Genomic DNA, 13,046 nt, shown 5'->3' on the forward strand with positions numbered 1-13,046 from the left:
CACAAAATTAAATCCGCTGGTCGCTGGTGGCATGGGTGCTGGATGTGACAACTGTTTTCGCCCGTTATAGCTGTGGCGCAGCGCTTCTCGACTTTCCCCACCCGTTATCGTATTGTTATTGATTGTTCGTTGAGGCTTTATGCCTCTACCTTCCCGCAGCGTTGCTCCACAGTGGGGCAGTCGCGGTACCGCCGCTGGTTTCCCCTAGGCCAGCGGCAACAATTGTGATACTGGATAGACAGCACCACCGGAGATTAACTACACATGGCACCTCACCACATTAAGCGCATCAATAATTCACGTTCCCTGCCGCTGCGCCTGGCAACGGGTGGCGTCTTGAGCACCCTCGCCGTCGGCGGTGTCGTGGCGGTTGCCGCGCAGAAGGACCTGGTCGTAGACGTCAACGGCGACAAGGTTGAGCTGGCTACCTTTGCCAAGGACGTAGACGGTGTACTGCAGGCCGCCGGCGTCCAGGTGGGAGAAGAGGATATCGTCTCGCCCGCACCGTCTGAGTCCGTGGCCGATGGTGATGAGATTTCCGTGCGCACCGCCAAGCCGGTTGCCGTGTCCATCGATGGTGAACAGCAGCAGCTTTCTACCACCGATCTCACCGTTTCTGATCTGCTCAATAACCTGCAGGGTGTAAACCCAGGAGCTGCCGTGAAGTCTGGCGAGGATGACGTGGATAAGGATGCCCAGCTAAAAGACGGCATGGATCTAGAAGTCGTCTCCCCGAAGATCATCAAGATCAACGATGGCGGCAAGAATACCTACACCAAGATTGCCGCCAAGACCGTGGGCGATGTGCTCAAGGAGCGCGGTATCAAGCTCGGTGAGGATGACCGCGTCTTCCCGGCCAAGGAAGAAAAGGTCACCGAGGGCATGTCTATCAAGGTAGAGCGGATAGACATCCAGACCGAAGATGTCACCGAGGAATTCGACGCCGAGCCGAATTTCGTGGATGACCCTGAGCTGGAAGCCGGCGCCGAAGAGGTGCGCGAGCAGGGCGAAAAGGGTAAGCGCGAGATCACCCGCAAGGTGGTGCTGAAAAACGGCAAGAAGGAATCCGAAGAGGTCATCAAGGATGAGGTCGTTGTAGGACCAAAGCCTGCGACCATCGCCCGAGGCACCAAGCAGGCGGAGCCGGAACCGCAAGGCGGTAACTCGGGCGCGGCTGCCCCTGCCGTGGCTGATGGCTCCGTATGGGATGCCATCGCGCAGTGTGAGTCCAACGGTAACTGGTCCATTAATACCGGCAATGGTTTCTCCGGGGGCCTGCAGTTCGCGCCGTCCACCTGGGCTGGTCTCGGCGGTACCGAATACGCCCCTGAGGCTTGGCAGGCCACCCGCGAGCAACAAATTGCCGTGGCACAAAAGGTGCAGGCCGCCCAGGGTTGGGGCGCATGGCCTGCATGTACCGCCAAGTTGGGACTGCGCTAAAAAGCACGCGCCACACCGCGCATTCTGCACCGCACCTCGCGTCACCGCATTCCGCGTCACCACGACGCGGGGTGCGACTTTCTGCATTCTTCTACTAGGTTAGAAAACATGACTGATTCCCCGGGCGCCGCGTTTTTAGGCCCAGTAGAAATCCGAGCTTTAGCGGAGAAACTGGATATCACGCCCACCAAGAAGTTGGGGCAGAATTTTCTCCACGACCCCAATACCATCCGCCGCATCATCGCGGCGGCGGACCTGGACCCCACAGACCACGTCGTGGAGGTCGGCCCTGGGTTGGGGTCGCTGACCCTCGGGTTGGTGGAGACCGTCCAGGATCTCACCGCGGTGGAGATCGATCCGCGCTTGGCCGCGCAGCTGCCGGAAACGGTGGGCGAGCGCGCGGAGGACTACGCTAAGCGCCTGCGCGTGGTGGAAAAGGACGCGCTGCGCGTGACCAGCGAAGATGTCGCTGCACCTACGGCGCTGGTGGCCAACCTGCCTTATAACGTGGCGGTGCCGGTGCTCCTGCACTTTTTGGAAACCTTTCCCTCCATCCGCCGCGTGCTCGTTATGGTGCAGCTGGAGGTGGCGCAGCGCCTCGCTGCGGAGCCCGGCAGCAAGATCTACGGCGTGCCTTCCGTGAAGGCTGGCTTTTATGGCGCGGTGAGCCAGGCTGGGACCATTGGCAAGAATGTCTTTTGGCCCGCGCCCAATATCGCCTCCGGCTTGGTGCGCATCGATGTCTTCGATACCCCGCCTTGGCCGGTCGACGATGCCGCGCGCGCTGCGGTATGGCCGCTTGTCGATGCCGCCTTTGCCCAACGCCGCAAAACCCTCCGCGCCGCGCTATCGGGCCACTACGGCTCCGGCGCAGCCGCCGAGGAGGCCTTGCGCGCGGCCGGAATCGATCCGAAGCAGCGCGGGGAGAAGCTCGCTGTTGCAGACTTTGTACGATTGGCAGGACTACAGTGAACGCATCGCACGGAAACGAGCCGATTACCTATACCGCGCATGCGCACGCCAAGGTCAATGTGCACCTTGGCGTGGCCGAGCCGCGGGAGGATGGCTTTCACGAGCTGGTCACGGTCTTTCAGTCTTTGAGCCTGCACGATACGGTAACGCTGACTGATTTAGGCAATGCCGAAGTGGATAAGCCACGCGTGCAATACCTCAAGGTATCCGGTCCGCACGAGGCGGGCGTGCCCGAGGACGATACGAACCTGGCCTGGACTGCGGTGGACCGCATCATGCAGCACTTGTATGTCACCCGCGGGGGCATCAAGATTCCGGAGGTCGGACTCGAGATCCACAAGGCGATTCCTACCGCCGGTGGCATGGCGGGCGGTTCCGCGGATGCTGCGGCTGCGCTGCGCCTTGCCGAGCGCTGTTACGGCCGTTATTACGGGATCGATTCGGTAGGCGATCACATTCTGGATGCCTTGGGTGCCGCCCTTGGCTCCGATGTTCCCTTTACCCTGCTGGGCGGTACGGCGTTAGGGACTGGGCGCGGGGAGCAATTGACTTCCATGATGACAAGGGGCACCTATCACTGGGCGCTGATCGCCTCTGATCGCGGCCTTTCTACGCCTAGCGTATTCCGCAAGCTCGATGAATTGCGCGATGCGGGGCGGGCTAGTGCACCGGCCCTCGATACCACGGAGATTTCCCAGGCACTTATTTCCGGCGATGCCCAGCGCGTGGCGGCGCACCTGCACAATGACTTGCAGCCCGCCGCGCTATCCCTGCGCCCAGATCTCCGCAAAACCTTGGAGGCAGGCATGGATGCGGGCGCGCTCAATGGCATCGTCTCCGGCAGCGGGCCTACCTGCGCCTTCTTATGTGCTTCGCAGGAAGATGCGGAGGAAATCGCAGCGCAGGTCAGCATAGAAATACCGGGCACCAAGGGCGTTGTCGCCCAGGGCCCGGCTGCGGGTGCGGAAGTGCTCTAGCTTAGGGCGATGGAGGAGGGGCATCGCCAAGCACAAGCGCTAGAGCGCTGGATATTTAGAGCACGGCCATTTCGGTGGGCTCAAAGTCCAGCTCGTAGCGGTCGGTTTCCTTACCGCGCAAGAGGTCGATGACGACGAGCTCCTTCTTCTGCGCGTCCGTGATGTAGGCATAGCCATTGGCGGCCTTCAGGATCGGGCCCGGCTGCTGCCACTCCTCGTTTTCTTTCCACTTGGAAATCGCGTCGATCTGCTTGGTGATTTCCCCGGAGTCTGGATCGATGATGTTGAGCTTGCCGTCGGTGGTCAGCACCAGTGCCTCGCCCATTGGGCCGCGCGCCAGCGAGCGGAACCAGTAGGAACCGTCCAAGTCCACCTTCTTGGCGGAGTAGTCCTCGGTATTGATCAGCGTCACGGAGGTGGGGTGCTCGTGCTCGGCGTCCTTGTCGGTCTTATTATCGGCCAGAATGACGTTCGATTCCTCAGAACCCGCGGCGTTTCCGGAGCGCTGGTAGCCTTCGGCGCCGGCGTAATCGGAGACGTCCACCTTGTGGAACTTGGAGCCGTCAAAGACTACGGGGCCGTCTTCGCAGCCGAAGAAGAGCTTACCGTTTCCAGCGGCCGCTTCGCCGTGGACGCCGGGGCATTCGGTGGTCTCATCCAGGACCTTGCCGTCCTTATCCAGGTGCTGGATGGTGTGGCGCTCGTCCTCGGTGCCCTTGGTGATGACCACGGAGCCATCCTCAAGCGGGACGGCCACGCCGTGGTGACCCTCGCCCGTCTTGACGGTGTTGACGGGCTTGGCGTCCTTGGAACCGATGTCCTCGGTCTTATAAATCTTGGCTACGCCATCGCCATCAGAAAACAGGGCGGTAAAACCATCGTGGTGGACCACGTGGCCGGCGTGGGGCGCCTTAATCTTGTCATCGCCCAGCTTCGGATCCGCGGTGTAGTAGTGGTTGTGGTCGCCGTGTTCCTTGGTGATGCGGCCGGTATCGTAGGTAAGGAAGTTATCGCCCTTGGTCACCATGACGTGGCGGTCATTGCCGGCATCGTTAAGGCGGAGGAAGGCGTTCATGTCCTCTTCATCGAGAACGTCGCCGGATTTGGCATCGTAGGTGGTCAGGCCCCCAGCGTGGGAGAAAACGATGCGCGTGGGAAGCTGGGCTACCTCGGTCTGGCCTTCTTCGGCCTCCATGCCGTCGTGGGAGTGGCCCTCGTGATCATGATCGTGGTCATGGTCGTGTTCGTGGCTTTCCGCAGTGGTGGATTCGCTGGTGTTTTGGGCGTCGGTGTCTTCTTCAGGCGCCGAGCAGGCAGCGATGGTGAGAGCTGTGGCAGAGAGGATAGTGCAGAGGGTAAGTGTGTGCTTCTTCATACATGCGCAGGGTATTGCAAGTGAATTTCGGTAGCAAGATGATTGGGAATGCGGGGGTAGCGGTGGGGAGGTATTAAGATGAGTCCCTGTTATGGCAAACCTGATTAACCTCGAGCAAGTCACCAAATCCTATGGCTTAAAAACTCTCCTTGATGGGGTATCCCTCGGCGTGCAAACCGGGGACCGCATCGGCATCGTGGGCGTGAACGGCGGCGGCAAAACCACCCTGCTGGAAGTGCTCACCGGTATCGAGCCGCCGGATTCCGGCCGCGTATCCCATACCTCGGATCTGCGCATGGCCGTGGTGACGCAGCGCTTTGATCTGCCCGAAGAGCTCACCATCGCTCAGGCGATCATTGAGCCCCTCGAGCTCGAGACCTACGAATGGGCCTCTAATGCCAAGGTGCGCGACGTGCTCGGCGGCCTTGGCATCGTGGACCTGGGGCTGGAGACTCCCGTGAGCTCCTTGTCCGGCGGTGAGCGCCGCCGCGTCAACCTTGCCGCCGCGCTGGTGCAGGATTTAGACCTCGTGGTGCTCGATGAGCCCACGAACCACCTTGACGTGGAAGGCGTGCAGTGGCTGGCGGATCACCTGCTCAAGCGCAACCTCGCCGTCATCGTGGTCACCCACGATCGCTGGTTCCTCGATACCATCGCCACCTGGACGTGGGAGGTGCACGACGGCACCGTTGATGCCTACGAGGGTGGCTACAACGACTGGACGTTCGCCCGCGCCGAGCGCGCTCGCCAGGCCGATGCGATGGAGCAACGCCGCAAAAACCTGGCCCGCAAGGAATTGGCGTGGCTGCGCCGCGGGGCACCGGCGCGTACCTCGAAACCGCGCTACCGGATTGAGGCTGCGGAAGCGCTTATTTCTGATGTTCCCGAGCCGCGCAACAAAGTCGAGCTCATGTCCTTTTCCAAGCAGCGCCAGGGCCGCGTGGTCATCGAGCTAGAAGATGCCACCGTGAAGTCCCCGGATGGCCGCACCTTGGTCGATCACCTCACCTGGCGCCTAGCCCCGGGCGAGCGCATCGGCCTCGTTGGCGTGAATGGCTCCGGAAAGACCACGCTACTGCGCACGCTCGCCGGCGAATACGAGCTCGCGGCCGGAAAGCGCATCGAGGGCCAAACCGTGCGCTTGGGCTGGCTGCGCCAGGAACTCGATGACTTGGATCCGCAGCGCCGGCTTCTCGATGCCGTCGAGGACGTTGCCACCTACGTGCAGCTAGGCAAAAAGGAACTCAGCGCCTCCCAGCTGGCCGAGCGCCTCGGCTTTTCCGCCAAGCGCCAGCGTACCCCGGTCGGTGATCTTTCCGGTGGCGAGCGCCGCCGCCTCCAGCTCACCCGCGTTCTTATGGCAGAACCCAATGTTTTGCTGCTCGACGAGCCCACTAACGACCTGGACATCGATACCCTCCAGGAGCTGGAATCCCTGCTCGATTCATGGCCGGGCACCCTGGTGGTCATCTCGCACGATCGCTACCTCATCGAGCGCATTGCGGATAATACGTACGCGCTTTTTGGCGATGGCAAGCTGACGAACCTTCCCGGTGGCATCGACGAGTACCTGCGCAAGCGCGAAGAAATCGAGGCCGGCAAGAACACTGGGGTTATAAACCTGGGAGAAAAGAAGACGGACGCGCCGGCGCCGAAGCCGGAAAAGAAGCTTTCTTCCCAGCAAGAGCGCGAAATCACCAAGAAGATGAATGCGCTTGAGCGGAAGATGCAGAAGCTGGAGAAATCCGCTGCGCAGATCAATGAGAAATTGGCCGCGGCGGCAGAAGAAGTCGATACCGAAGCGATGACCCGGCTTGATACGGAATTAAAGGGTAACCGCAGCGCCTATGAGGATTTGGAGATGGAATGGCTGGAGTTAGGGGAGAAGCTCGAGCAGTAGAAGCTCGCATCGCCGATATCGTCCGCCACCTCGATCCGTGGGGCGTTATCGGCGCCGCCATTTTGTCTACGCTGGGCCTTACTCCGTCCATTTTGCCCCGTGATTGGCCCTATCAAGGCCTGATATCGGGCCTTGCCGCCGGTTTCGGCTACGTGGTGGGCATCGGCGTGAAGCTGGTGTGGTACCGCTTCGTCGTGAGTAAATGGGCGGATAAGTATCCCTGGCTTGCCGCCTCCGCCTGGGAGCCAAAGCGCTACAGGCTGCTCGCGCGCATCGCCACAGGTGCGTTCATTGCCTGGCTGGTCGGTTTCGTTATTATCGCCGTGCGCTGGCAGCGTGAGCTCGCGAGCGTATATTCCGTGCCCGCGCCATCCATGTCCAGCTACCTGCTGGTGGTGCCCTTGGCGCTGGCGGTATTTACCCTCTTCCTGCTGATCCTGCGCTCCATTATCTTTCTGGTCCGCTGGTTGGCGCGGCGCTTCCCGCAGCGGTTTCGCTCCACCTACCGCCGCCTAGGGGCGGTAATAATCGTTGCGGTCATTGCCATCTACACCGTTGAAAACATCATTCCCGGTGCTATCGTGAGCTTGGGCGATAGGGTATTTACCGCCCAAAACGCCGACCCCGATCCGGACACCCAGCGCCCCACCCTCAGCGAGCGCTCCGGATCGCCTACTTCCGATGTCGACTGGGACGGCGTGGGCTTGCAAGGCTCCCGCTTCCTAAGCTCCGGTGCGCATAAGGACGAGCTAGAGCAGGTGACCGGCAAACCCGCCAAGGAGCCCATCCGTGCCTACGCCGGCCTGGGCAACCGCGACTCCAATGAGGGGCGGGCGCAGCTGCTTATCGATGAACTCGAGCGCACCCACGCCCAAGACCGCAAGGCCCTCCTATTGACCATGACCACCGGCACCGGCTGGGTATCGTCCTATTCCGCGCAAGCCTTCGAATTGCTCTATGGCGGGGATACCGCCATCGCCGCCGCACAGTATTCCGCCATGCCGTCCGTCTTTCACTTCTTTGGCGGCGGTAGCCAAGTAGAGCGCGCCGGGGAAGAATTCATCAACCCCATCGTGGACTGGTGGAATTCACTGCCAGAAGATGACCGGCCCAAGCTCTACCTCTACGGCGAGTCCTTAGGCACAACCGGCATCGAGGCAGCCTTTTCTGGTGTGCGCGATATCGCCAATTCCGTCGATGGCATCTTATTGACTGGCCCGCCGCACTTTAATCGGTTGCGCTCGCAGTTTGTGGAGCGCCGCGATCCCGGGTCCACGGAAATCTCGCCGGTCTACGCCGGCGGCCTCGTGGTCCGCTTTGCCAACGACGTGGACCAAGTTCGCCGCTGGGGACGCGTGCCGGAAGAAGAGTGGGGCAGGACCCGTATGCTGTATATCCAGCACCCATCCGATCCGGTGAGCTGGTGGTCGCCCGAATTGGCCTTCAAAGAGCCCGATTGGATGAAGGAAGATACCTCCTATTCCCGTGAGCGCGTGATGCAGTGGATGCCTATTATTACCTACCTGCAAGTTGCCGCAGACCTGCCTGGGGCCAAGGATGTGCCCGACGGTGTGGGCCATAATTACGGGACCTCTGTCCTCGATGGCTTTGCGGCCATCGCCGGGCCCGACGTTGCGCGTTCCATTGACTCGGAAGAACTGCAGCGGCAATTCGATGAACTCGATGTAGGTATTTATTAGACTTCTTGGGACGTTATACCTCTCGCGCAGTAACCCAGATCACTCAGAATGCCGTTTATATAACAAAGCCATATCGAAGTGGAGCGTATCCGGTAATAACCTTTCGCCCTCTGAAAAGTTATGACAAGCTGAAAAACATGAAGCCGATTCGAAGCGCCACCGCAGCAGTCCTGACCACCGTACTCGCCCTGTCCGGTACCACGGCAGCGGCTTCTGCGGAGCTCACCGCGGCCCCGCAGGTACAGCAGGTGTCCACCCTTGCTGAAAAGTACAACGTTACTTTGCCCAGCTTCCTCCAAGCTGCACCCGATGCCGAGCCGGAGGTGGCCGCGGAAGAAGCGGCCACGGCTGAAGCCGCCCCTGAGGCACAGGCGCCCGAGGCTCCACAGGTTGCCGCTGACTTGCAGGCGGCCACCGCGGACCACTTGGCTCAGGCCGGTCACCACCCAGATGAGAACGCTGCCGCCATCGCGCAGGAATGGGCAAACCAGGGCGCAAACGGTGAGCTAACGTACTACGGCGACGTGGCAAACGGCGTTACCCACACCGAGGAAGGCCAGGGCAACGTCTACCGTCTGTCCGAAGAACAAGCCCAAGAGCGCCTCAACTGGTTCAACCGAGGCCTCGAGGTAACCCCCGGACCTGAGTACGGTTATGGCGTCGCCACCGCCTTTGACGGCGAGTTCATCTACATCGCGGAGTACTTCCTTAACTAGTTCTTAGCTTTCGCGGAACCTGCCCCCGATTCTTCCGAGACCCGCGTGCATGGCAGAGCAGCCATGACGTAGTGGACATATCATTGGTAGAATCGGGGGCATGATTTTGATTAACGTACAGTTCCACGTAAAGCCTGAATACGCCGATACCTTCCTTGATGAGATCAACTGGTACACCGAGGCTTGCAACGCCGAGCCCGGCTGCATCGACTTCAAGTGGTACCGCGATCCGGAAGACTCTCAGCGCTTCCTGCTGCTCGAGTCCTACGCTGATGGCAAGGACGTAGAGCACGTTCAGGGCGAGCACTTCAAGCGCGCCTGCGACGAATTCCCCAAGTACCTCGTAGAGACCCCAGACATCATCAATGTCCACATCGATGGCCGCACCGGTTGGGACAAGATGGGCGAGTTCGCCGTCGACTAATCTCGCCGCTTAATACGAAAGACCGCACTCATGTGAACCATGAGTGCGGTCTTTATTTTTGCGACTACTTCGAGCCGGGATCTACAGCCCCGCGCTTTGCGAACCCGCCCTTCGCGCTCACAGGGAGCGGGGTACCCGCTCGTGAGAACGGAACCCGTGAGCGCGAAGGGCGGGCTGGAGCTGAGGCCGGGTTTGGCGCCGGGGCCGAGGTGAGGAGCCGGGGCAGCAGGCTAGCCGAGTTGGGGGTTAGCTGCCTGCCCTCGTGGACTTCACTAAGCCTGGCATTGCGAAGAGACGCTCTTGTCGTATTTGGAGTACTGCTTCAGGGCGTTATAGAAGGCATCGGAGTAGCCGCTGGCGCCTTCGGGAAGCGGGTGCACGCCATCGGAGTAGAGCATCTCCGGATTGTTTTTGGCATAGCCACACCAGTCCGCGATATAGGCGTTGTCGTACTCCTTGGCGGCGTCAATGACGTCCTTCTGGGACTGCGCCATCCACTCGCGGTCGCCATAGGGAACCACCATGACCACGGTGTGATCCTCGCCGATGATATCCATGGCCTGGCTGATTTGGTTCGGCTGGGCGGCGCCGTTGGTACCAAAGCCCAAGAAGACGGTATCGCGCAGCGTGCCGGCGTTCTTCATCTGTTGGAGGATTTGGATACCTGACGCGTAGTGGCGGGATTCTTCGGCATCGATATAAATGCCGGGGAAGCGTTGGCTTAAGGCATCGCTGGCCGCCAGCATTACCGAGTCACCGATTGCGGTGATATTCGTGCCCTGTGGCATCGGACGGGTCTTAGTATCGTCCTCTTTCTTTGCGTCGTCTTCCTTATCTTCGGCAGGCGGCGTGGAGGGTGCGGCCGCCTCTGGCGGGACAGGATTATTATTCTGGTTTTGCTGCTGGAGCTGGTCGAGCTGCTGCTCCAATTCCGTCTTATCGTTGGAGTTGACCACGCCGTAGACAACGCCAACCAAAGAAGCGACAACCAACAACGGGACCACTGGCCACATGGCCTTGCCAAAGCCGTCCTTGAGCTCGCTGAAGCTTGGGCGCGCAGCCCAGTAGTTCTTCCATGTCTTCTTGTACCCGCCGCGGCGGAATGGGTTCTCGATGAACTGATAAGAAATCTCCGAAAGGATCAGGGAGATGGGGACGGCGACAAGGCCCAGAATCCACGTATTCTCAGAATTCTGATTGCCGTGGAACAGTGCCTCCAAAATCATGATGACCGGCCAGTGCCACAGGTACAGCGAGAAGGAACGCTGACCGAACCAGCGCATGACCTTCGTCCTAAACAGCGGCGTCATTGGGCCGTACTCGTGGATGACGCCCCACACCATGAGGGCACCAAGGATGCTGGTGAGGAAAAGGCCGCCGCGGTAGGTAAATTCGGCATCGTCAGGCATGAGAAATAGCTGCGCGACATAGCCGATAAGCGCCAAGAAGCCGATGATGCCGGCGGCGCGGGTTTCGACCTTGCCGGAGGTGGCCCAGGAATCCGCGTTGGGATCGGACTTCGTAGAGGTCATCAACAAGGAGAGGACCGCGCCGGTCAACAAGCCGAATGCGTGGGTATCCGTGCCGTAGTAGACGCGGGTGGGGTCTTCGCCTGGGGTGAAGATGAACCACATGGCCGCAAAGGATGCCAAGCCCAACACGCTGGCGACCACGACCGGAAGGCGGCGCGGCTGGCGCGACGAGGCGCGGAAAATAACTAGGATGAGCAGCGGCCAGATGAGGTAGAACTGCTCTTCAACCGCGAGCGACCAGTAGTGGGCAAAGACCTGTACTTCGTTATCGGCAAAATAGGATTGCGAGGTGGCAATTTGCGTCCAGTTATTGACAAAGAAGAGGGTGCCGAAGAATTGCTGGCGCAGGCCAACGGCCAAATCGCCGCCAATCCACGCGACGATCGCGGTACAGAAAACGAGTACGGCGACGGCGGCGGGCAAGATGCGCCTAAAGCGGCGCACCCAAAAGTCCTTCAGGCTAATCGTTCCGGACGTGCGGTACTCGCGCACGAGCAGCGAGGTAATAAGGAAGCCGGAGAGGACGAAGAACATGTCCACGCCCAGGTAACCGCCGGGTAGGGCATCGCCGAAGAAGTGGTATAAGACCACGGCAATAACGGCGAGGCCGCGCAGGCCGTCAAGGCCCTTGACTTGGCGCAGCCGCGCGTGCCGCTTCTTGCGCACGTTCTTATCCTCTGGCGGGACTGCGAGTACTTCGGAGTCGTTCTGCTGGTTCTGCAAGGGATATTTCGATTTATTGGCGTCTTGTGTCTCGTGCGGAGAAGACTGCTTGCCAGCCTGAACGGCCGCGGGCTGGTGCTCCCGTGCAGTCTGTTCGGCAGGAATGCGCTGTGGTTGAGAAGCCCCCATTGCGGCGGCCTTTTCTCCAGCAGGAATCCCTGATTCTTGCTCTTGCGCAGAGGCAGGCTTGTGCGCAGGCTTGCGCTGCTCTGCTTGCGGACGCCCGGATCCGGATGCCTGCTGCTCCGGTTGGTGCGGTGCAGACTTACGCTGTTCTGGCGGGCGCTGCTCCTGCTGGCGCTGCTCCTGCTGGCGCTGCTCCTGCTGGCGCTGCTCCTGCTCGCGCTGAACAGGCTGTTGCTGCCCAGATGTGCGCTGCCCTGGCTTACGCTGCTCCGGCTTGCGCTGAACAGGCTGTTGCTGCCCAGATGTGCGCTGCCCTGGCTTACGCTGCTCCGGCTTGCGCGGCTCGGCTTTGCTTTGCTCAGTTTTGCGCTGTTCAGGCTTGCGCTGCTCTGGCCTTTGGGCAGGCCACGACTGCTGGGCGGGAAATTCCGTGGTTCCCTGCGCGGAGTTCTTCGCATCGTCGGAAGGCTTCGAGGAGCCGGTGCCGGTGGATCGATTGGCGTCGGAAGGCCGAGGAGTGCCAGCGGAGTTATTGGAGCGGGAAGAATTCTTGGAACCGGCGGATGTGGAAGTTCGAGAGGCGCCAGAGGTCCCGGACGCGCGGGAAGCACTGGCGGGGCTGGCGGGAAATTCCTTCGTTTCGGCGGCTGGTTGCTGCGGTTTCTGTGGATTCTTGGGCGTGGCAGGCTTTACCTGCTGGTGTGGCTTTGCTCCGGTTTTCTTCTGGGCAGAATTATTCTGCTTGTCTTGGGCAGAGCCTTTGGCGGCAGCGGATTTGGGGGTCTGCGCACCCTGGTTTCGGGAAGGGATTTTGTCTTGAGGCGTGGGGTTACCCACCTGGCGGGATTGGCGAGCGAACCCATGGGTGGGATCCGTGGGCTGTGCGTGCGAGGATTTAGTGCCATCCTGTGCATTCGAGGTGGGCGGCTGGTGTTCCGTGCGCGCCTCGTGATTATTGCGGGCATGTGGATCCGGCCCGGTAGGGATACCGGAATTAGGCGTGGAAGCCCCAGTGGAGGAATCACCTGTAGGCCCATCTGATTGCCGCGTCGTGGGCGGCGTGGCCTCATTACGCTCGGAATCTTTCTTCCCCAGCAGCGAGCGCAGAAAACGATTCACGTGAACTCCCATTGCACTACGAAAATGTACTAGTCGGCCAAT

At 60.6% G+C, this 13,046-nt stretch carries 9 protein-coding genes; 7 read left to right on the forward strand and 2 right to left on the reverse strand.

Annotated features, from left to right (window positions below; genetic code table 11):
• Positions 1 to 264 precede the first annotated feature (264 nt).
• From ACP8IT_RS04115 to ACP8IT_RS04125, 3 genes are all read left to right on the forward strand, one after another.
• Positions 265 to 1,440 carry a resuscitation-promoting factor gene (locus ACP8IT_RS04115; protein ID WP_005279948.1) on the forward strand — a complete coding sequence of 392 codons (1,176 nt, stop codon included), beginning with the start codon at positions 265 to 267 and terminating at the stop codon, positions 1,438 to 1,440.
• Between the two features lie 108 nt (positions 1,441 to 1,548).
• Entirely contained in the window at positions 1,549 to 2,412 is an 864-nt protein-coding gene (gene rsmA, locus ACP8IT_RS04120) for a 16S rRNA (adenine(1518)-N(6)/adenine(1519)-N(6))-dimethyltransferase RsmA (RefSeq protein WP_005279949.1), read from the forward strand.
• A complete protein-coding gene (locus ACP8IT_RS04125) occupies positions 2,409 to 3,389 on the forward strand; it encodes a 4-(cytidine 5'-diphospho)-2-C-methyl-D-erythritol kinase (RefSeq protein WP_005279951.1) in 981 nt (326 codons plus the stop codon). Before rsmA ends, ACP8IT_RS04125 begins: the two co-directional genes overlap by 4 nt.
• Positions 3,390 to 3,444: 55 nt before the next feature.
• Here ACP8IT_RS04125 and ACP8IT_RS04130 read toward each other — a convergent pair whose 3' ends face one another.
• Positions 3,445 to 4,764 carry a hypothetical protein gene (locus tag ACP8IT_RS04130; RefSeq protein ID WP_005279952.1) on the reverse strand — a complete coding sequence of 440 codons (1,320 nt, stop codon included), beginning with the start codon at positions 4,762 to 4,764 and terminating at the stop codon, positions 3,445 to 3,447.
• A gap of 91 nt (positions 4,765 to 4,855) precedes the next feature.
• Here ACP8IT_RS04130 and ACP8IT_RS04135 point away from each other — a divergent pair, with 91 nt between their 5' ends.
• The 4 genes from ACP8IT_RS04135 to ACP8IT_RS04150 all read left to right on the forward strand — a co-directional run bounded on the left by ACP8IT_RS04135 (position 4,856) and on the right by ACP8IT_RS04150 (position 9,504).
• Positions 4,856 to 6,664: an ABC-F family ATP-binding cassette domain-containing protein gene (locus ACP8IT_RS04135; protein WP_284623145.1), complete on the forward strand. Its 1,809-nt coding sequence runs from the start codon at positions 4,856 to 4,858 to the stop codon at positions 6,662 to 6,664.
• Entirely contained in the window at positions 6,631 to 8,364 is a 1,734-nt protein-coding gene (locus tag ACP8IT_RS04140; protein ID WP_249852965.1) for an alpha/beta-hydrolase family protein, read from the forward strand. The genes ACP8IT_RS04135 and ACP8IT_RS04140 overlap by 34 nt, the downstream gene beginning before the upstream one ends.
• Positions 8,365 to 8,501: 137 nt before the next feature.
• Positions 8,502 to 9,080, forward strand: coding sequence for a hypothetical protein (locus ACP8IT_RS04145; protein ID WP_126318652.1), 579 nt, complete (start codon positions 8,502 to 8,504; stop codon positions 9,078 to 9,080).
• Between the two features lie 100 nt (positions 9,081 to 9,180).
• On the forward strand, positions 9,181 to 9,504 hold the full coding sequence (locus ACP8IT_RS04150; protein ID WP_005279956.1) for a putative quinol monooxygenase: 324 nt from the start codon (positions 9,181 to 9,183) through the stop codon (positions 9,502 to 9,504).
• 272 nt (positions 9,505 to 9,776) lie between these two features.
• Here ACP8IT_RS04150 and ACP8IT_RS04155 read toward each other — a convergent pair whose 3' ends face one another.
• Positions 9,777 to 13,004 carry an acyltransferase family protein gene (locus ACP8IT_RS04155; protein WP_490290444.1) on the reverse strand — a complete coding sequence of 1,076 codons (3,228 nt, stop codon included), beginning with the start codon at positions 13,002 to 13,004 and terminating at the stop codon, positions 9,777 to 9,779.
• Between the last annotated feature and the right edge of the window lie 42 nt (positions 13,005 to 13,046).

Source organism: Corynebacterium sp. LaCa_23, from assembly GCF_058182375.1.